Genomic DNA, 19199 nt, shown 5'->3' on the forward strand with positions numbered 1-19199 from the left:
CAGACGTAACAACCCGATATCCCATGATGCTTCCTTAAATCGACGCTCCTACATCATGGTCCAAAAATATTCGACCACAACAGCCTTGCTCCTACAAGGGCCACCGATCTCCTGTAGGAGCAAGGCTTGCCCGCGATGGGGCCAGCAAAAGCACTACAACACCTTAGAAACCGCGATGGCGCTTGAGGTGTTCATTGATCTTCGCTGCCGGCACCTTCTGCAAGCTGCACAGCAAGTCATGAGACAACTCGCGCAAGCCGTGTTTCTGCCGCAGCTCCTGCGCCAGATGCGCGGTGAGGTTGGCGGCCATTTCCGCATCAGCCATGGCCCGGTGAGCCTGGCCGGTATGGGGCAATTGGGCGAAGGTGGTGAGGGTGCCGAGCTTGTGGTTCGGCGCGGCCGGCATCAGGCGGCGAGCGAGTAACAGCGAACAGGCAAAGTTCTGCAAGCGTGTGCGTTTGATCCGCCCCAGCTCAAAGTCCCAGAACTTCTGGTCGAAGGCTGCGTTGTGGGCCAGCAGCGGCGTGATGCCGACGAATTCGTTGACCTCATTCATCACCTGCTCGGCCGAAGGCGCGGTGCGCAGCATGGCGTTGCTGATGCCGGTCAGTTGCTCGATGAAGGCCGGCACTCGCACGCCGGCATTCATCAGGCTTTGGTAACGCTCGACAATGCGCCCCTGTTCAAGAATCACCACGGCAATTTCCGTGGCCCGGCAGCTGCTGCTCGGGGAGATTCCGGTGGTTTCAAAGTCGATGACGGCTATGCGTTCCAAACCTGTTCCTTGCGTTGAATAATCAGTTTTTAAGCAGCAACGCGCCTTCGATCGGCACGTAACGGCTGGCAGCGCGAATCAGCGAATTGGCGGTGAGCCCCGGCACGCCATAGGCAACCGCTTCAACGCCGTGTTTGGCGATGATCCGCTCCAGCAACATGTCGAAATCACCGTCACCCGAGGCCAGCACCACTTCGTCGACATGATCGGCGGCGTCCATGATGTCGAGGGTGATGCCCACGTCCCAGTCGCCCTTGGCCGAGCCGTCGCTGCGCTGGATGTAGGGCTTGAGCTTCACGATGAAACCGAGGTTGCGCAGGATCTGCTGAAATTGCTGCTGCTTGCTGTCGCCGCGATCGATGGCATAGGCATAGGCCTCGACGATCTGCCCGCGCTGACTGATGTCAGCCCAGAGGGCGGCGTAGTTGAAATGACAACCGTAGGCCTGGCGCACGGTGTAATAGAGGTTTTGGACATCGGCGAACACCGCGATCTTCTTCACCGCAAATCCTCATGGCGCACACAAGCGCAGGCGATTGATCAGGCCCAAGGCCTGAAAAGTCGCCCAGTATGCCAGTCAGAAGGATTTTTCCGCGAATAATCAGTCCGGGGCGCTACCAGGCCCCGGACGAATGGCGTATCAGACGAAGGAATCGTCGTCATCACCGCCGAAGAGTGAGCTGTCGTCGCTGTCGCCGCCCTGGTCGTTGTTGCCCCAGGAATCATTATTGGCCATGCGCTGGTCGTCATTACCCCAGGCGTTGCCGGAATCGCTGGCCGGTGCTGGCTCTTCCTTGATGACTTCAACGATTTGCTGCGGCTGCTGGTTGCTGTGGAACAGGCTGCTGATGCCTTCTGCCAGCATCACGCCACCAGCCACGCCGGCTGCGGTTTTCAAGGCGCCACCGAGGAAGCTGCTGCCCGCTGCCGGAGCCGGAGCCGGCTGCTGCGGGGCATAGCCTTGTTGCGGGGCACCAAAGTTTTGTTGCGGCGCGCCATAGTTTGGTGGCGGTGGCGCAGAAGGTCGCGCCGGTTCACGCCAGCCGCCGCTCGATGCTGGAGCGCTTTGGGCAGGTGCAGGCTGCGAATCACGGGAACCGCCGAAGATACTCGACAGGAAACCACCGCCACTGTTGCTCGGTGCCGGTGCGGCGGCCTGGGCCTTGGCTTGCTGCAATTCGTCCTGCAATTGCTGGATTTGCTGGGTGAGCTGTTTGTTTTGCTCGTCGAGGCTCTTGATCGCTGCCTCTTGCACCAGAATCGCCTGAGTCATGAAATAGCCCGCCGCAGGCTGGCGGCTCAGGTGTTCCTTGATCCGCGCCTCGGCCAGAGCATCGCGCGGGGCTGAATCCGTCTCGGCCTGTTGCAGCCGTGAAAACAGTCCATCGATCAGGGTTTGTTCTTCGCTGTTCATGGCGACCTCATAGATTGCCGGAAAATCATGGCCCTTTTCCCTTATGGATAAGGTGCTCACCAGTTATGGGGCTGTTACTGGTTGTTTCAATAGCCTTTACCAAACGTTTACGTTTGCTCGACTGCCGGTCGCATCGGTTACAGTGTCGAAATACTTTGTAACCTGCGATAGCGACCGATGAATCCGTTAGACGTACTCCGCGACTCTCTGTATTTCTTCCAGCGCAACCTGGGCCGCATCGTGCCGCTGTGTCTGCCATTGGTCGTGCTCGAAGCGTTGCTTCAGCAACTGGTCGACCACTCTCAGGGGCCGGATGCGTTTCCCGGCTATAGCGTGATCATCGGGCTACTGGTCTACCCCTTGTACACCGCCGCGCTGATCCTGTTTCTCGATGCCCGCAGCCGTGGCGAATCGCCGCGCACACTGGACCTGTTGTCGGCGTCAGTCAGCCTGTGGCCACGCTTCGCCCTGCTGACGGCGCTCAATACATTGCTGATTCTGGTGGGTTTGTCGCTGTATTTCCTGCCAGGCATCTGGCTGATGGTGATGCTTGCCTTTGCCGAGTACCTGTTGGTGCTGCGCAACATGCAACCGCTGCAGGCCATCAGGGAAAGCATGCGCCTGGCCCGTGGCAATTTTCTGCGCATCCTGTTCTGCATTTTCTGCGTGATGGGCCCGTTGTGGCTGCTCAAGGGCGCGAGCATGGCCATCTACCCGGAGCCGCAGAACCCGGCACTGACGCTGATCATCGAAAGTGTTCACAGTTTTCTGCAGCTGTTCACCAGCGTGGTGCTGTTTCGCCTGTTCATGTTGATCAGCGATGTGCCTGATAAACCCGAAGGAAACGCCTGACAGCTCTACCCTTGGGGTCTGAGCCCGCCTCGGTTATGCTCGGGCTCAACTTTGTAACGCCATAAGCCGAGCCATGACCCGTCTACTGCGCTACACCCTGCTGGGCCTGCTGATTCTCATCGGCCTGCTGTTTTCCTTGATCTACAGCCTGACCTGGCGCCCCGACGCCAAGGAAACGCTACCCGTCAGTTGCAGCACCAGCGCGCCCACGCTGGTGCCCGGTCAGGCATTGAAAGTGATGACCTGGAACGTCCAGTACCTGGCGGGCAAACGCTATGTGTTCTGGAATGACCTGGCCCAAGGCACCGACGAAAGCCCGACCCCGGAAGACATGGCCTTCAGCCTCGACGAAGTGGCACGGGTGATTCGCGATGAGCAGCCGGACCTGGTCCTGCTACAGGAACTGGATGATGGCGCCAAGGCCAGCGACTATCAGAATCAGCTCAAACTGCTCCAGGAACGCCTGGTCGACCTCTACCCTTGCAGCGCACACGCCTTCGACTGGAAGGCCGACTTCATTCCCGATCCGCATATTTTCGGCAGCGTTGGCCGGCAATTGGCGACCTTGAGCCGCTTCCAGATCGAACATGCAGAACGTCTGCAACTGCCCGAAGCACCGGCCAACTTCATCAGCCGCCAGTTCCAGCCAAAAAACGCCCTGCTGGTGAGTTACCTGCCGCTGCGCGACGGCGGCCAAATGGCAGTGCTCAATACTCACCTCGATCGGGCGGCGCAGCCTGATGAGACCCAGCAGACGAAGGTGACGGCGGTTGCCAAGGTGCTCGACACGTATGAAGGTCGCGGCACGCCGTGGCTGATCGGCGGCGACTTCAACCTGTTGCCGCTGGGCCAGTATCAACGCCTCGCGCCCGAACAGCGCACGCCCTACTCCGCCGACAGCGCGCTGCATGTGCTGTGGGATAAATACCCGATGATCCCGACCAACAACGAGGCCAGCGGTGTCGATCGGGACCAGTGGTTGACCCATTACCCCAACGACCCCGGCCTCAACGGCCCGGATCGCACTGTCGACTACCTGTTCTACAGCCCACGGATCAAACGGGTCGAAGCGCAGGTGCGACAGGACGATACGCTGCGCATCTCCGATCACTTGCCGGTGATTGCACGGTTTCTGCTCCCCACAGCCCCCTAGCCACTGACCGACACAGATCTAATGTGGGAGCGGGCTTGCTCGCGAAAGCGGACTGACATTCAACATTGATGCTGGATGTTATGACCCCTTCGCGAGCAAGCCCGCTCCCACATTGGAATGTCGGCGCATCAGGGAATGTGTGCTCTTGACTGGTGGGGATCGTGGCAAGCCCCCTCGCCACAGCCTCTTAAGGCTTACGCGGTTTGGCCCGCGCAGTGGCCTCGGCCACCAATGGGTCATCCGGCCAGTAATGTTTCGGATAACGCCCCTTGAGGTCCTTCTTCACCTCGGCATACGTGCTGCGCCAGAAGTTCGCCAGATCCTGGGTGACCTGCACCGGCCGCCGCGCCGGTGACAGCAAATGCAGCTTGACCACCTGCCGGCCGCCAGCAATGCGCGGGGTTTCGGCCAAGCCGAACAACTCCTGCAAACGCACCGCGAGAATCGGTGGCTGTTCGCTGTAATCCAGACGAATCGACGAACCGGAAGGCACGCTCAGGTGATGAGGAGCCTGCTCATCGAGGCGTTGCGGTAATGGCCACGGCAGCAGGTTATGCACAAAGCTCGACACATCCAGGCTGGCGAAATGGCTGAGCCGCGAAACCCTCCCCAGGTACGGCATCAACCAATGCTCCAGGCTGGCCAGCAACGCCGCATCGCTGACGTCCGGCCACTCACTTTCACCCTGCTTGCTCAGATCCAGCTGGCGCAGCAATGCCACTCGCGCCTGCCACTGACGCAGCTCTGGGGTCCACGGCAACAGCTCCAGCCCTTTGCGGCGCACCAGATTGACCAGCGCCTGGCTGCGCGCGGATTCATCGAGGCCGGTCAGCGGCTCGCGGCTGAGCACCAGCTCGCCCACCTTGCGCTGACGCTCGGCCCGCAGCACGCCTTCGCGTTCGTCCCAATCGAGCTGATCGACGCACCGCACCTGCTCCGCCAATACCGAATCGAACAGCGCCGGATCAAAATCCGCCGCCAGATAAATGCGCTCTTCGCGCTGCCCCTGACGGCTGCCCAGATCGGCGATCACCAACCAGGGTTGCTTCATCAGGCTGTCGGCCTCGGCGAACAATGCCGCACGACCGTTGGCCAACCGATACTCCGCACCACCGGCCCGTCGCTGCTGCGCGACGCGGTCCGGATAGGCCAACGCCAGCAACGCGCCGAGCCAGCGCGGATGCTCTGGATCGCTGACCGGCTCATCGGCTTTTCCACGCAGATAACCGCGATATTGCCGAGCCAATTGTCGTGCCCGCTGCACGCCACCTTGAGCACCACGCGCGGCCCGTTCTTCGCCAGATAAAAGCACCAGACGACTGTGCAAATCCGCACCGGCACCGCGCAAAATATCCCGCTCACCGAGCAATGCAGCAACGTCGCAGGCCATGTTCGCCAGACCCAACGCTTGCCCACGCAGTAACAGATGCGCGATGCGCGGATGGGCCGGGAGTTCAGCCATGGCCTGGCCGTGACGAGTGAGTTTCCAGTCTTCAGCGGACGAACCTTCCAACGCGCCAAGGCGTTCGAGCAAGTCCTGCGCCTGTGCATAAGCCGCCGCCGGAGGTACATCGAGCCAGACCAACTGCCCAGGCAGAACGCCCCAACGTCCAAGCTGCAAGGCCAGCCCGGCAAGGTCCGCCGAGAGAATTTCCGGGCTGGCATACGCCGCCAGTTGTTCATGCTGATCCTGCGACCACAGCCGATAACACACACCCGGTTCCAATCGTCCTGCGCGGCCGGCACGCTGAGTGGCGCTGGCGCGGGAGATGCGCTGGGTGTCGAGGCGGGTCATGCCGCTGCCGGGGTCGAAACGCGGCACTCGCGCCAGCCCCGCGTCGATAACCACACGCACGCCGTTGATGGTCAAACTGGTCTCGGCAATGTTGGTGGCCAGCACCACTTTGCGTTGTCCGGGTGGCGCCGGATCGATGGCCGCACGTTGCGCCGCCAGATCGAGCTCGCCATGCAACGGGCAGAGCAGCACCTCAGAGCGCTCACCCAATGCATCGGCCAACTGCTGATGCACGCGACGGATTTCGGCCTGCCCGGGAAGAAACACCAACAGGCTGCCGCTTTCATCGTTCAAGGCGTCGAGAATGGTCTGCACCAGTCGCGGCTCGATGAATTCGCCCGGCTGAAACGGCCGGCCCCAGCGCATCGTTACCGGGTACATGCGACCTTCGCTGCGCAGGATCGGTGCGTCATTCAGCAGGTCGGCCAGACGCTCGCCTTCAAGGGTTGCCGACATCAACAGGATCTTCAGTGGCTGCTCATCACGAAACAGCTCACGGCCATTCAAACTCAGGGCCAGCGCGAGGTCGGCATCGAGACTACGCTCGTGGTATTCGTCGAAGATCAGCAGACCCACACCTGCAAGCGACGGGTCTTCTTGCAAACGGCGAGTGAGGATGCCTTCGGTGACGACTTCAATGCGCGTATTCGGTCCGACTTTGCTGTCGAGGCGAATCCGGTAGCCGACCGTTTCACCGACTTTCTCGCCCAGCTCACTGGCCAGCCGTTCGGCCGCCGCCCGCGCTGCCAGTCGACGCGGCTCAAGCATGAGAATGGTTTGCCCGGCCAGCCACGGCTCATTCAACATCGCCAACGGCACGCGGGTAGTTTTACCGGCACCGGGCGGTGCTTCGAGCACGGCTTCGTGGCGTGTCGCCAAGGCTTCACGCAGCGCGGGTAAAACTTCATCAATTGGCAAAGAAATCATGCTGGCTCCAAAACAGAGCCGCGAGTATAACGGCGAACTGCCTGACGTTAATCACGGTCCTAATTCATACCGACGACGTTTCGTTTCATGTTTGCTCAGGAGATTTACTATGCGTGCTCCGTTTCGCCTGATTGGCGGTGTATTGGTTGCAACCCTGCTGACCCAAGTGACCGCTTGCGGTTCGATTTTCTACCCGGATCGCCGTGGCCAGATCGACGGCAAGATCGACCCGGCAATTGCCGCGCTCGACGCCGTGGGACTGCTGTTCTACATCATCCCCGGGCTGGTTGCGTTCGCCGTGGACTTCACCACCGGTGCGATTTATTTCGAACCCGGCAAGACCGCGCAAGTGGCGCCGGAGAAACTCAAACAAGCCATCGATGCCGACGGCACGGTCGATAACCACAAGTTGCAGGCTATTCTCGAAAGCGAGTTGGGCCGCAGCTTCCCGCTGGATGACCCGCGTTTGATCCAGCACAAGGGCAGCGTTCAGCAACTGGCTATGCTCGGCCTGCAACCCGCCGCTTGATGCACCACACCGAAGGAACGCTTCACCTATGACCAGCAGCCCGGAACACGCTCGCCTGTTACGCCTTGCCACCCGTGCCTCAGTGGCGGTGGCGAGCATACTCATTGTCGCCAAGGCCATTGCCTGGTGGCTGAGCGGATCGGTGAGCATGCTCGCCGGACTGACGGATTCGGCACTCGACGGTGTGACGTCGCTGCTCAATCTGTTGGCGGTGCATTACGCGTTGCGCCCGGCCGATGACGATCACCGCTATGGGCACGGCAAGGCGGAATCCTTGTCGGGCATGGCACAGGCCCTGTTTATCGGTGCCAGTGCGGTGTTGATCGCGTATCAGGCCTTTGAGCGCCTGCAACACCCGGAACCGGTGGGGGCGCCATGGATCAGCATCGGCGTGATTATCTTTTCCCTCGTCCTGACCCTGGCGCTGCTGATGCTGCAACACCGGGTGATCCGCGAAACCGGCTCCAACGCGGTGCGCGCCGACTCCCTGCATTACCGTTCCGACATGATGCTCAACGGCAGCATTCTGGTGGCGTTGGTACTGGCCGGTTTTGGCTGGAATCAAGTCGATGCCTGGTTCGGCCTGGGGATCGCGTTTTACATTCTGTGGAGTGCGATTCAAATCGCCCGGGAAAGTTTTGCGGTGTTGATGGATGAAGAACTGCCGCCAGACGTCAGCCAGCATATGCTCGAACTGGCGTGCGGCGTGCCCGGCGTACTCGGCGCCCACGACTTGCGCACACGGATTTCCGGCAGTCACTGGTTCGTGCAATTGCATCTGGAGTTGCCGGGGGAGTTGACGCTGTCAGTGGCGCACGGCATCAGCGATCAAGCGGCGGATGCCATTCACGCCGCTTACCCGCGAGCCGAAGTGCTGGTGCACGCCGACCCGCAGGAAGTGGTGATGGCCGCCCAGGCTCAGTAGCTGACCTGATAACCGCGCGAGCTCAGACAGTTGCCCTCGGCCTGGCGGTAGGTCTGTACCACTTGTGGCGCCGGTTGATAGGTCACTGTGTGTGGATCAAAGCCGCTCTGCTGGACCGCCCAACGGTAGCAGTCGTAACCGTCCTGAGTGACCTGCTCGGGTGATTGCCCATTGGCCGGATAAGCCACTACGTCATAACCATTGCTGGTGGGTTGCGGCTGCGGGTTGCCTACCGGAGGCTCAACCACGACGTACTCCTGAGTGCTCTCCTCATAGGTGTAGTACGCACCTGCCGCCAGAAACATCAGCGCGCCACCGATCCAGACCTCCTGAGCGTAATCGGGCAAATACCTCACACGGATCCCGCGAGGCGGTTCAACCACCACATAACGGGGCCCTTGTGGGCGATACCAATAGCCGCCGGAGTAGAAATAATCCTGCCCACGGTAGGGCACACGGTCGTGGCGCTCGGGGAAACGGTCGATCATGTAACCCGGCCGATACTGCGGACCGGGTCCCCAGCCGTTGCCATGCCCTTCCGGACGTCCTGCCCAGCGACGGTCATCCCGATGGTCATCGTGACCGCCGGCCTGCCAACGCTGGTTGTAATCGTTGCGCCGTGGAATGTCCTGATAGTAGCCACGCTGTGGCTCCTGGGTCTGGCGAACAGTGTCCGGACGGCCCTGGATCGGCAGGTTGTTCGCCGGTGCAGGCGCAGGTCGACCTTGAACCTGGCCATTGGGGTCGTGTCGCTGACGGTTCTGCCAGTCGCCTCCCTGATTCTGACCGTTGTGTTCGAATTGGCGGCTGTTGTTGCCGCGAATGATTTCAGTCTGCGGACGTGGCTGGTTGTTTTCCACGCGAGGTTGATTGTTTTGCGGGTGCTGCTGGATGTTTTCCACGCGAGGCGGATTATTTTCAGGACGCGGTTGATTGTTCCCCTGCCGCCCCTCGCCGCCATGCTCGTGCTGACCACCCTCATTATTGTGTTGCTGTTGCTGTTGCTGTTGCTGAATGTTCTCCTGCGCCCCCTGACCTTCTGCCAGCAATGGCGCGCTGACACTTACACACAACACACCAACACCTGCCATACGCCAGATGCGCGACTTCATGCTATTCCTCACTGCGGTGGTGACCTATACATAAGACTGAAAAAGCACAGGCCGGTTCTGCAACAGGTTATCAGTCGCGAGACTTATTTCCTGATTTACACGCAATAAAAAAGGGAGACCCGTCGGCCTCCCTTTGAGAACTTCGTCCGTGCTCGACGCTTTTGACGCCGGCTCACCTCACTCCGTCTTCTGGACAGTGTGTAGCCCGGGGGCCAACTCAACCCCTGTGGGGGTGGTGGCCGCGGCTGGCCTGATTCGGCGGGCCGCTGCGGACTGTTTGTCCGGGCAGTGATTCTGGTGATAAGAATAGGCTTGAGGCGGCGACAGAGGATTGCGAAGATTGCTCAAATAAACATGACTTGCGCAATTTTTCATCACGGATAGATAATCTACCGCAATAGTTAAGACAAAGGCCTGATTCATGAGCAAACTCGACCGATACGACTTGAGCATTTTGGCGGAGTTGCAGCGCGACGCGCGCATCTCCAATCAGGAGCTGGCCGAACGCATCGGCCTGTCGCCATCGCCTTGTTCGCGGCGGGTCAAGCAGCTTGAAGACGACGGCTACATCACCCGCCAGGTGGCCCTGCTCGACCGCAAGATGCTCGGTCTGAGCCTGACCGCCTACGTGTTGATCGGCATGGACCGGCACACGCCCGAGCGTTTCGAAAACTTCGAAGCCGCCATCCGCACCTTGCCGCAAGTGCTCGAATGCAGCCTGGTGACCGGGATGGACGCCGACTATCAACTCAAGGTGGTGGTGCCGGACATGGACCACTACCAAAAACTGCTGCTCGGCCACCTGACCCGCATCGAAGGCGTGACCAGCGTGCGCTCAAGCTTCGTGCTCAACCAGGTGCTCAACAGCACCGAGTTGCCGTTGACTCACCTGCGTAGCTGAGAACGCCTTCGCGAGCAAGCCCGCTCCCACATTGGATCTTCAGTGAACACATTATTTGTGAACACCCGAGATTAACTGTGGGAGCGAGCTTGCTCGCGATAGGGCCGGCACAGGCAACGAATCACTACGGCAGACCGACGCACGTCAATGCGCCGCCAATATCCATTGGCGTATACTTCCCCAGCCTTTTTCGCCCTGCCCACGCTGGAGATAGTCGATGGATCCTGCAGTATTTGAAGAGTGGATGATGACCGGTCTGGTATCCATCCTGATCATTTTCATGGGTTTCATCGTCTGGGATCTGGCGAAAAAATCCAAGGCCGGACGCTTTGGCTCGTTCATCCTGTTCTTTGTGCTGGGTCTGGGCGTGGCCGCGTTCATCATCAAAAGCGTGGTGATCGGCCTGATCGAATCCGGCGCTCTATAGGCGCGCCGGCACTTCCTTCCACTGGCCTTGATCGAGGCCTTCGATCGTCCAGTCGCCGATACGCACCCGCACCAGACGCAGAGTTGGCAAGCCTACCGCAGCGGTCATGCGTCGCACCTGACGGTTGCGCCCTTCACGAATCACCAATTCCAGCCAACTGGTCGGCACGCTTTTACGAAAACGCACGGGCGGATTGCGCGGCCATAGCTCAGGCTCTTCCAGCTGTCGCGCCTGCGCCGGCAAGGTCATGCCGTCATTCAACTCGACGCCATCGCGCAAACGCTGCAATTGCTCGGCGCTCGGCTCGCCTTCCACTTGCACCCAATAGGTCTTGGCCAACTTGTGTTTCGGGTCGGCGATACGCGCTTGAAGCTGACCGTCGTTGGTCAGCAGCAACAAGCCTTCGCTGTCACGGTCCAGCCGTCCTGCCGGGTAGATCCCGGGAATCTCGATATAGTCCTTGAGCGTCGCCCGCCCTTCGCCGTCACTGAACTGCGTCAGCACATCGAAGGGCTTGTTGAACAGAATCAGTTTCGGCTCGGCCGGCGGCGCTTTGGCAATACGTCGTGGAGCTGAAGAGGATTGCGCGGGCGCAACACCTGGGCGGCGGGAGACGGGACGAGGAGGACGCGGCATGGCAAAAACTACATCTAACGGTCAGGGCTGCTAATGCTAGTGCCCTGACCGCTAAATGACCATGACAACAATCAGCGGAACGGCGGCTCGTCGAAGCTGCGCAGTTTGCGCGAGTGCAACGAGTTGAGCTCGGTGCGCAACAGATCCACCGCCGCGATACCGATCTTCAAGTGCTGGCTGACCGCACGCTCATAGAAGGCGTTGGCTGAACCCGGCAGCTTGATTTCGCTGTGCAGCGGCTTGTCCGACACACACAGCAAGGTGCCGTACGGCACGCGCAGACGATAGCCTTGCGCGGCGATGGTGCCGCTTTCCATGTCCACGGCAACCGCACGAGACAAGTTGATCAACGGTCGCTCCTGAGCCCAGCGCAGTTCCCAGTTACGGTCGTCGTAGGTCAGCACAGTACCGGTGCGCAGGCGTTTTTTCAGGTCATCGCCCTTTTCGCCGGTGACGTTGGCTGCCGCTTGCTGCAAGGCCATCTGCACTTCGGCCAGGGCCGGAATCGGAATGTTCGGTGGCACCACCCGGTCGAGAATCCCATCGCGGCGCATGTAAGCGTGGGCCAGCACGTAGTCGCCGATAGTCTGCGACTGCCGCAGGCCACCGCAGTGACCGATCATCAACCAGCAATGCGGACGTAACACCGCCAAGTGGTCAGTGATGTTCTTCGCGTTGGACGGGCCGACGCCAATGTTCACCAGGGTCACGCCGTGGCCGTCAGACGCCTGCAGGTGATAGGCCGGCATCTGATAACGGTGCCAGACCACGCCCGCCGCAATGGCCGACGCTTCGCCGTGATCCATGCTCTTTTCAATGATCACGTTGCCCGGCAAGACCATGCGCACGAAGCGCGGATCGGTGCGCAGTTGCTCCAGACCATGGGTGATGAACTGGTCCACGTAACGGTGATAGTTGGTCAGCAGGATCCACGGCTGCACATGGCGCCAGTCACTGCCGGTGTAGTGCACCAGACGGCGCAGGGAGAAATCCACTCGCGCGGCGTCGAACAACGCCAGCGGCAGCGGATCGGTGTTTTCCCAATCGTACAAGCCATCGGCAATACCATCGGTGGCGGCCGACAAATCGGTACTCGGGAACACCCGCGCCAGCACCGCAGCGGTGACGCCGGAGCCGGCAAGCTCATCGCCCTGCTCGACCACGTACGGGTAAGGAATGTTCTGCTCACTGACACCCACTTCCACCGTCACGGTGAAGTCATGCATCAGCGGCACCAGTTGTTCCAGCAAATACTTACGGAAAGCCGCCGGATGGGTGACGGTGACGCTGTAGGTCCCCGGCAACTGAACCTTGGCGTAAGCACGCGTGGTCTGCGGGACTTCGCCTTGGCAAAGGTAGGTCAGACGTAATTCTGGATAACGAAACATCGCACGCTGTTCAGCGTCGGGTTCGATGCGGTCTTTCAGGTAACGCTTGAGCGCCTGACTCAACGCAGTGGTGGCCCGCTCGTGCAGAGCGGCCAACCGATCCACGGCTTGTTCGGCGGTTTGAACGACAATAAAGGCTTCGGTCACGATCAGCTTCCTGTGTTCTGACTTGCAGACCTTCATCTTGCCTGCATCGTCGCTTCACGGAAACACCGGAGTGCTGGGTGACCACAAACGGCGATGCTCTGGGGGCCAGTGTGGGAGCGAGCTTGCTCGCGATAGCGGCGTGACAGTCGACATCAATGTTGAATGTTGCTCAGTCATCGCGAGCAAGCTCGCTCCCACAATGGTTTTGTACTGTTCATTAACCGGTGTTCAGAAACCTTGAGGGGTAGAACGCGCAACAATCGCTTCCACATCCAGACCACGCGGCAAGGTGCCATAGACCCGACCGGCCGTTCCCAACCGGCTGGCAATAAAGGCATCGCTGACGCTGGCGTTGCCGGCCTCTAGCAATAGTTTGGCCTGCAAGCCCAAAGCAATGTCTTCGGTCAGTTGCCGAGCGCGATACTGAATGTCATCGGTGTCCTTGAACGCCGCCTGCAACTGGCTGATGTGCGCGGCCAGGCGCTTGTCGCCATGACCGTCACCGAGCTCGCTAAACAGTGCATCAAGCACACCCGGCTCTTTCGACAGTGCTCGCAACACGTCGAGGCACTGAACATTGCCGGAACCTTCCCACGTTGAGTTCACCGGCGCCTCACGGTACAGGCGCGGCAAGATGCTTTCTTCGACATAGCCTGCACCGCCCATGCATTCGGCGGCTTCGTTGATCATTGCCGGCGCACGTTTGCAGATCCAGTATTTGCCCACCGCCGTCACCAGTCGGGCGAATTTGGCTTCCTGAGTGTCATCGAGGTGATCCAGCGCCCGGCCCATGCGCAGGCTCAACGCCAGCGCGGCTTCGCTTTCGAGCGCCAGGTCGGCGAGCACGTTTTGCATCAGCGGTTGTTCACTGAGCAATTTGCCACCAACCATCCGGTGGGCGCAGTGATGGCTGGCCTGGGTCAATGCCTGACGCATCAGAGCGCTGGAGCCGACCATGCAATCGAAACGGGTCATGGCCACCATCTCGATGATGGTCGGTACACCGCGCCCTTCTTCGCCGATCATCCACGCCAACGCACCACGGAACTCGACTTCGCTGGACGCATTGGAGCAATTGCCGAGTTTGTTTTTCAGCCGCTGGATGTAGAACTGATTGCGCGTGTCATCCGGACGATGACGCGGCAGCAGGAAACAGGTCAGGCCCTTGTCGGTTTGCGCCAGGGTCAGGAAGGCGTCGCACATGGGCGCCGAGCAGAACCATTTGTGCCCCACCAGTTCATACGCCTGACCCGGCCCCGCAGCGCCGACCGGGTAAGCCTTGGTGGTGTTGGCTCGAACGTCGGTGCCGCCCTGTTTCTCGGTCATTGCCATGCCGATGGTGACGCCCGCCTTGTGGGCCATGCCGACATTGCGCGGGTCATATTCAGTGGCGAGGATTTTCGGCAGCCACTGCTTTGCGATATCCGCTTGCAGGCGCAATGCCGGGACGCTGGCGAAGGTCATGGTCAGCGGGCAGCCGCTGCCGGCTTCGGCCTGGCTGTGCAGGTAGCTCATGGCCGCACGGGCAACGTGGGCACCGGACTGCGGGTCAGTCCAGGGCAACGAGGTCAAACCGTGCTCGACCGCCGTGCGCATCAGCTCATGATAGGCCGGGTGAAATTCCACCAGATCAATACGGTGGCCGTAGCGATCATGGCTGGCGAACACCGGCTTGTTCTGGTTGGCCAGGAACCCGGCTTCCATCAACGGACCACCGGCCAAAGCGCCATACGCATCGATTCGCGCGTCAGCCCAACCCGCCCCGAAACGCCGCGCCCACTCCTGCAACGGCAGGTCGATGCGGTAGAGGTTGGTCCCGTCCAGCGACGGCGGCTGGTTGGTGACTTCGTGGGTTTCGGCGAACTGATGCAGGTTCATGGCGGGGCCTCCTTGGGTCAGCTGAGACCTTCAGTTAAGCACCGCCTCCCCAGCGAACAAAGTGGCATATACGCCTAAATATCGGCGCTTTCACCTTGTTTCGGACAAAGCACCCGACGATAAAGCGCCGCTTGCAACTCTTCGAATTTCACCGGTTTGCTGAGGTAATCAGTCAATCCCTGCTCAAGATCCAGGCCCTGTACCGAGACCACCGCAGCCAGCACCGGCAACTCGGCATAACCCGGCAGTGCGCGGATATGACTGTCGACCGACAGTCCGTCGAGCAGCGGCAAGGGGCAATCGATCAGCACCGCATCGAACGCTTCGCGACGCAGAAACTCCAGCGCCGCCTGACCGCTGTCTGCGCTGCGAACCCGATAGCCGAGTTTGAGCAACATGCCACGCACCACCAACTGATTGATGCTGTTGTCGTCGACCAGCAACACCGTGCAATCCTGCGGTGCGCGTAAGCGGACGCTAGCGTGAACCTGGCGCGATTGACCGGCGACCGGCTGCACATTCACCACGTCGAACTCGACATCAAGCTGAAAGCGGCTACCGCGTCCAGGCTCGGAGCGATGGGTCAGACGGCCGCCAAGCAGTTCAACCAATTGCCGACAAATCGCCAGACCGACACCCAACCCGCCGTATTCGCGTGTCATCGAGCCGTCGAGCTGGAAGAAGCGTTGATACAGCGTGGCCTCCCCCAAATCGGTGAAACCGATGCCGGTGTCGATCACTGCGAAAGACAGCGCCAAACGCCCCTCTTCGGCAAATTTGCCACTGACCCGCAAGGCCAGCCCGCCAATCCGGGTGAACTTGATCGCGTTATCCAGCAAACACTCCAGACCTTGCGCCAGCTTGGTGCTGTCACCGTACAAACGGTCAGGTAGCCCGGACGCCAGATCAACCTTGAAGTCCAGCGCCTTGCTCGCGGCATTGGCGGCGAACTGCTGCTGCAAGGTTTCGACCACCGAGCGCAAGCTGAATGCTTGCGGGTACACTTTGAGTCGGCCCGCCTGCAATTCGGTGAGGGTCAGAATGCCGTTGACCATGCGCATCATGTCCCGCGCCGAACCGGCGGCAGTTTGTTGATACTGCTCAAGCTCCGGGTCGAGCTCGATGGTCTGCATCAATTCCAGCGAACCGATCACGCCGTTCATCGGCGTACGCAGTTCGTGGGTCAGCGTCGCGAGGAACTCATCCTTGAGTTGGTTGCTGCGGGCCAGTTGCTGGTTCAATACTTCGAGTTTCTGTCCGGCGTCGAACAGCGTCTGCGCTTGCTGCTCGCGCATGGAATTGATCCGGTCGGCCAGGGCCAGCGACAGCAGCGCAACTTCAATCGCCGAGCCGATCTGACTGGCGTACATGGTCAGGAACACGTTGGGCAGATAGCCGAGCACCATCAGCGTGTTGACGATGCCGCCCAACAAAAAAGCCGTCCAGGCAATGATGAAGTAGCGCGCCACCCGCAGGCCACGCCACCAGGCGAAGATCCCGGCGGCGAAAATCACCACGATGAAGACCAGCGCCAATGCCGTCGCCAGGCGCAGCGCCAGTGCATAGCTGGTCATCAATGACAGGCCGACCACCACCGCGCTGCAAGCAATCAGCACCAGCAGCAAACGATCGAGCCAGCGCGTATGGCTGGCGGTTTGCAGGAAGCTGCGGGCGAACTGGCTGCCAAACAGCGCCGCCAAACCGATGAAGAACGGTGTCGCGGCGTTGGCCCACCACGGGTTGTTCGGCCAAAAATACTCGACCGCAGCACCGTTGACCGACAGTTGGTAGAGGCCAAACGAGGCAATATAAAAGATATAATAGAGGTAACTGGTGTCACGTACGCTCAGGAAGATGAACAGGTTGTAGACCACCATCCCCAGCAGTACGCCGTAAATCAGACCGAGCACGTAGAGGCGCAGCGGCTGGTCTTCCAGATAGGCAGTACTCGACCAGAGGGTCAGCGGTGCCTGGACCGACCCCTCGCTTTGCAGGCGCAAGTACAGGGTTTCGCGTTGCTCGGGAACGAAGTCCAGTTTGAACAGGTAGTTGTTCTGGCGGATCTGCCGACTGGCGAAGGGCAAGGTATTGCCGGTACGACTGGCCAATCGATAGCCGCCGGTACTGTCCGGCAGATAGAGGTCGATATGGCCCATGGGCGGATAAGCCAACTCCAGCAGCCAGGTGCGCTGGGCATTCGGATTGCTCGGGCGGTAGTGCAGATCGACTTTCAACCAGAACGCCGAATGCGAATAACCGGCGTTCAGCGTGTCTTTGTCGTGGGTCTTGAAGTTACCGGCCGCGGCTTGCGCACGGACATCGGCGATGGATGCAGTGCCGGCGACGTCTTCGTACACCTGCATGACTCGACCCAAGGGGAGGCTTTGGGTCAGCTCATCAAAATCGGCTGCGGCCGCCAGCATGGGCAAGCTCAACAGCAACATCAGCAAATAGCGCATAAAGCCCCAGCGTGGCCAGTCCGGTTGTGTCAGGAAGCCCCCCATTCCCTTTGAGTAGACGTAAAACCGGCATTACCTGTTATTGGTTTGGATCCACTCTAGCATAGCCGTTGATGGCCATTGAGCACCATTGAAAAATTTAGTCTAAAGGCTCTAGAACGGGCTTTTCATGGCGATCCACAGAACCAGATTTATTGAGTCGGTCAGATTGTGACAATGCCCCACTCCCCGTAGCAGCTGCCGAAGGCTGCGTTCGGCTGCGAAGCAGTCGTGAAATCAGGCACTGCGGTGTCTCAGGTGAACCGTGGACGCAGGTTTACGACCGCTTCGCGCCCGAACGCAGCCTTCGGCAGCTGCTACGGGGAGCAAGTCATGAGTCGTTGGTCGGCACACCGAAAAAAGATGTTTGGTGGTAAGCTCGCGCACCATGAATATCTACAGCTCTCGCCCCGTTGTCCTCTGTCTCTCCGGCCACGACCCAAGTGGTGGCGCCGGCTTGCAGGCAGATATCGAAGCCCTGCTCGCTCAGGGTTGTCATGCCGCCCCGGCAGTAACCGCGTTGACTGTGCAAGACACGGTCAACGTCAGCGATTTCCGCGTTCTCGACCGTGAGTGGGTATTGGCACAAGCCAACGCCGTGCTCAACGACTCGACGGTCGCGGCAGTCAAGCTGGGCATGCTCGGCTCTCTGGAAATGGTCGACACCGTGGTCGAACTGCTTCAGGCGCATCCGCATTTGCCGGTGGTCTGTGACCCGGTGCTGCGCGCCGGCGGTGGCGGACGACTGGGCAAGGACGAAGTGGGCTACGCCATGCGCGAGCGCCTGCTGCCACTGGCGATCATCGCCACCCCCAACCTTCCTGAAGCGCGCATCCTCGCCGAACTGCCCGAAGGCACGGCCGATGAATGCGCAGAAAAACTCCTTCCTTTCGTCAAACACCTGTTGATTACCGGCGGCCATGGCGACGAACACGAAGTGCATAATCGCCTGTACAGCCGCGACGGCAGCCGCCAGACCTACACTTGCCAGCGTTTGCCCGGCAGTTATCACGGTTCGGGTTGCACCTTGGCCAGCGCTCTGGCCGGGCGTCTGGCCCAGGGCGAACACCTCGCCAGCGCGGTACAGTCGGCACTCAATTACACTTGGCGCACCCTGCGAGACGCCGAACAGCTTGGCAAAGGCCAGTTCGTGCCGCGCCGTCTGCCGCTGGACTTTTGCTCGTAACGCCATGAGGCCTGCCCGATGAAATTACGTGGCCTGTACGCCATCACCGACAGCCAACTGCTGGCCGGCAAGTTCCTGCCTTACGTGGAGGCCGCGCTGGACGGCGGCGTTACTCTGCTTCAGTACCGCGACAAAAGCAGCGACGAGGCCCGCCGACTGCGCGAAGCCGAAGCCCTGCGCGACCTGTGCGAGCGCTACAAGACGCAGCTGATCATCAATGACGACGCCGAACTGGCCGCACGCCTGAGTGTCGGCGTACACCTGGGGCAGACCGATGGTCCGTTGACCCCGGCCCGCTCGCTGCTGGGTCGCCAGGCAATCATCGGTTCGACCTGCCATGCGCAACTCGAACTCGCCGAACAAGCGGCAAAAGAAGGCGCCAGTTACGTCGCTTTCGGCCGTTTCTTCAACTCCAACACCAAGCCCGGCGCGCCGACGTGCAGTCTCGAACTGCTCGACCAGACCCGCAGCAAACTGCACCTGCCAATCTGCGCGATCGGCGGCATCACCCTGGAAAACGCCGCCCCGCTGGTGGCCCACGGGGTCGATCTGCTGGCCGTGGTTCACGGGCTGTTTGGTGCCGACACTACTCAAGAAGTGACGCGCCGTGCTCGCGCCTTCAATGACCTGTTCAATTTCTGACTTCTTAAAGAGCC

The 19199-nt window shown here is 60.4% G+C and carries 17 protein-coding genes; 8 read left to right on the forward strand and 9 right to left on the reverse strand.

Annotated elements, in window-relative coordinates; genetic code table 11:
- Window positions 1-163: 163 nt before the first annotated feature.
- The 3 genes from ACIPIN_RS26190 to ACIPIN_RS26200 all read right to left on the reverse strand — a co-directional run bounded on the left by ACIPIN_RS26190 (window position 164) and on the right by ACIPIN_RS26200 (window position 2189).
- Window positions 164-775 carry a PolC-type DNA polymerase III gene (locus tag ACIPIN_RS26190; RefSeq protein WP_401123885.1) on the reverse strand — a complete coding sequence of 204 codons (612 nt, stop codon included), beginning with the start codon at window positions 773-775 and terminating at the stop codon, window positions 164-166.
- Window positions 776-797: 22 nt separating this feature from the next.
- A complete protein-coding gene (locus tag ACIPIN_RS26195) occupies window positions 798-1277 on the reverse strand; it encodes an NYN domain-containing protein (protein WP_071553185.1) in 480 nt (159 codons plus the stop codon).
- Window positions 1278-1415: 138 nt separating this feature from the next.
- Window positions 1416-2189: a DUF2076 domain-containing protein gene (locus ACIPIN_RS26200; protein ID WP_401123888.1), complete on the reverse strand. Its 774-nt coding sequence runs from the start codon at window positions 2187-2189 to the stop codon at window positions 1416-1418.
- A gap of 177 nt (window positions 2190-2366) precedes the next feature.
- Here ACIPIN_RS26200 and ACIPIN_RS26205 point away from each other — a divergent pair, with 177 nt between their 5' ends.
- Both ACIPIN_RS26205 and ACIPIN_RS26210 read left to right on the forward strand, forming a co-directional pair.
- Window positions 2367-3041 (forward strand): YciC family protein, encoded by a 675-nt coding sequence (locus ACIPIN_RS26205; RefSeq protein WP_401123891.1) that lies wholly within the window; start codon window positions 2367-2369, stop codon window positions 3039-3041.
- A 73-nt stretch (window positions 3042-3114) separates the two neighbouring features.
- A complete protein-coding gene (locus ACIPIN_RS26210; protein WP_401123894.1) occupies window positions 3115-4194 on the forward strand; it encodes an endonuclease/exonuclease/phosphatase family protein in 1080 nt (359 codons plus the stop codon).
- Between the two features lie 187 nt (window positions 4195-4381).
- Here ACIPIN_RS26210 and hrpB read toward each other — a convergent pair whose 3' ends face one another.
- The gene (hrpB, locus tag ACIPIN_RS26215; protein ID WP_401123895.1) at window positions 4382-6916 is read right to left on the reverse strand and encodes an ATP-dependent helicase HrpB; all 2535 of its coding nucleotides are present in this window, start codon (window positions 6914-6916) and stop codon (window positions 4382-4384) included.
- 109 nt (window positions 6917-7025) lie between these two features.
- On the opposite strand from hrpB, the gene ACIPIN_RS26220 reads away from it, so the two are divergent.
- On the forward strand, window positions 7026-7445 hold the full coding sequence (locus ACIPIN_RS26220) for a polyribonucleotide nucleotidyltransferase (RefSeq protein WP_401123898.1): 420 nt from the start codon (window positions 7026-7028) through the stop codon (window positions 7443-7445).
- A 28-nt stretch (window positions 7446-7473) separates the two neighbouring features.
- Window positions 7474-8370: a cation diffusion facilitator family transporter gene (locus ACIPIN_RS26225; RefSeq protein WP_401123900.1), complete on the forward strand. Its 897-nt coding sequence runs from the start codon at window positions 7474-7476 to the stop codon at window positions 8368-8370.
- Here ACIPIN_RS26225 and ACIPIN_RS26230 read toward each other — a convergent pair.
- Window positions 8364-9482 (reverse strand): DUF6515 family protein, encoded by a 1119-nt coding sequence (locus ACIPIN_RS26230; RefSeq protein ID WP_401123902.1) that lies wholly within the window; start codon window positions 9480-9482, stop codon window positions 8364-8366. The two genes, ACIPIN_RS26225 and ACIPIN_RS26230, sit on opposite strands and share 7 nt — an antisense overlap.
- Before the next feature lie 421 nt (window positions 9483-9903).
- Here ACIPIN_RS26230 and ACIPIN_RS26235 point away from each other — a divergent pair, with 421 nt between their 5' ends.
- Together ACIPIN_RS26235 and ACIPIN_RS26240 are read left to right on the forward strand one after the other, a co-directional pair.
- Entirely contained in the window at window positions 9904-10383 is a 480-nt protein-coding gene (locus tag ACIPIN_RS26235) for an Lrp/AsnC family transcriptional regulator (protein ID WP_007894448.1), read from the forward strand.
- Between the two features lie 217 nt (window positions 10384-10600).
- Window positions 10601-10810: a DUF2788 domain-containing protein gene (locus ACIPIN_RS26240; RefSeq protein WP_003228500.1), complete on the forward strand. Its 210-nt coding sequence runs from the start codon at window positions 10601-10603 to the stop codon at window positions 10808-10810.
- Here the strand turns inward: ACIPIN_RS26240 and ACIPIN_RS26245 are convergent.
- The 4 genes from ACIPIN_RS26245 to ACIPIN_RS26260 form a co-directional block, all read right to left on the reverse strand.
- A complete protein-coding gene (locus tag ACIPIN_RS26245) occupies window positions 10805-11371 on the reverse strand; it encodes a pseudouridine synthase (RefSeq protein ID WP_401123946.1) in 567 nt (188 codons plus the stop codon). The two genes, ACIPIN_RS26240 and ACIPIN_RS26245, sit on opposite strands and share 6 nt — an antisense overlap.
- Window positions 11372-11517: 146 nt before the next feature.
- A complete protein-coding gene (amn, locus tag ACIPIN_RS26250; RefSeq protein ID WP_262115048.1) occupies window positions 11518-13017 on the reverse strand; it encodes an AMP nucleosidase in 1500 nt (499 codons plus the stop codon).
- Between the two features lie 192 nt (window positions 13018-13209).
- On the reverse strand, window positions 13210-14859 hold the full coding sequence (locus ACIPIN_RS26255; RefSeq protein ID WP_401123906.1) for an acyl-CoA dehydrogenase family protein: 1650 nt from the start codon (window positions 14857-14859) through the stop codon (window positions 13210-13212).
- Between the two features lie 74 nt (window positions 14860-14933).
- Window positions 14934-17318 carry a 7TM diverse intracellular signaling domain-containing protein gene (locus tag ACIPIN_RS26260; RefSeq protein ID WP_401123909.1) on the reverse strand — a complete coding sequence of 795 codons (2385 nt, stop codon included), beginning with the start codon at window positions 17316-17318 and terminating at the stop codon, window positions 14934-14936.
- 427 nt (window positions 17319-17745) lie between these two features.
- Here ACIPIN_RS26260 and ACIPIN_RS26265 point away from each other — a divergent pair, with 427 nt between their 5' ends.
- Together ACIPIN_RS26265 and thiE are read left to right on the forward strand one after the other, a co-directional pair.
- Window positions 17746-18543 (forward strand): hydroxymethylpyrimidine/phosphomethylpyrimidine kinase, encoded by a 798-nt coding sequence (locus ACIPIN_RS26265; protein ID WP_401123912.1) that lies wholly within the window; start codon window positions 17746-17748, stop codon window positions 18541-18543.
- 18 nt (window positions 18544-18561) lie between these two features.
- Window positions 18562-19185 carry a thiamine phosphate synthase gene (thiE, locus tag ACIPIN_RS26270; protein WP_401123914.1) on the forward strand — a complete coding sequence of 208 codons (624 nt, stop codon included), beginning with the start codon at window positions 18562-18564 and terminating at the stop codon, window positions 19183-19185.
- Window positions 19186-19199 lie beyond the last annotated feature (14 nt).

Origin of the sequence: Pseudomonas sp. NPDC087697 (assembly GCF_044743155.1) — a bacterium.
Classification (GTDB): Bacteria; Pseudomonadota; Gammaproteobacteria; order Pseudomonadales; family Pseudomonadaceae; genus Aquipseudomonas.

Bases quoted from the DNA above. Each gene is read 5' to 3' on its own strand.
- ACIPIN_RS26200 (WP_401123888.1), bottom strand. From the start codon at position 2,189: ATGAACAGCGAAGAACAAACCCTGATCGATGGACTGTTTTCACGGCTG.
- ACIPIN_RS26205 (WP_401123891.1), top strand. From the start codon at position 2,367: ATGAATCCGTTAGACGTACTCCGCGACTCTCTGTATTTCTTCCAGCGC.
- ACIPIN_RS26210 (WP_401123894.1), top strand. From the start codon at position 3,115: ATGACCCGTCTACTGCGCTACACCCTGCTGGGCCTGCTGATTCTCATC.
- hrpB (WP_401123895.1), bottom strand. From the start codon at position 6,916: ATGATTTCTTTGCCAATTGATGAAGTTTTACCCGCGCTGCGTGAAGCC.
- ACIPIN_RS26220 (WP_401123898.1), top strand. From the start codon at position 7,026: ATGCGTGCTCCGTTTCGCCTGATTGGCGGTGTATTGGTTGCAACCCTG.
- ACIPIN_RS26225 (WP_401123900.1), top strand. From the start codon at position 7,474: ATGACCAGCAGCCCGGAACACGCTCGCCTGTTACGCCTTGCCACCCGT.
- ACIPIN_RS26230 (WP_401123902.1), bottom strand. From the start codon at position 9,482: ATGAAGTCGCGCATCTGGCGTATGGCAGGTGTTGGTGTGTTGTGTGTA.
- ACIPIN_RS26235 (WP_007894448.1), top strand. From the start codon at position 9,904: ATGAGCAAACTCGACCGATACGACTTGAGCATTTTGGCGGAGTTGCAG.
- ACIPIN_RS26240 (WP_003228500.1), top strand. From the start codon at position 10,601: ATGGATCCTGCAGTATTTGAAGAGTGGATGATGACCGGTCTGGTATCC.
- amn (WP_262115048.1), bottom strand. From the start codon at position 13,017: ATGAAGGTCTGCAAGTCAGAACACAGGAAGCTGATCGTGACCGAAGCC.
- ACIPIN_RS26255 (WP_401123906.1), bottom strand. From the start codon at position 14,859: ATGAACCTGCATCAGTTCGCCGAAACCCACGAAGTCACCAACCAGCCG.
- ACIPIN_RS26260 (WP_401123909.1), bottom strand. From the start codon at position 17,318: ATGCGCTATTTGCTGATGTTGCTGTTGAGCTTGCCCATGCTGGCGGCC.
- ACIPIN_RS26265 (WP_401123912.1), top strand. From the start codon at position 17,746: ATGAATATCTACAGCTCTCGCCCCGTTGTCCTCTGTCTCTCCGGCCAC.
- thiE (WP_401123914.1), top strand. From the start codon at position 18,562: ATGAAATTACGTGGCCTGTACGCCATCACCGACAGCCAACTGCTGGCC.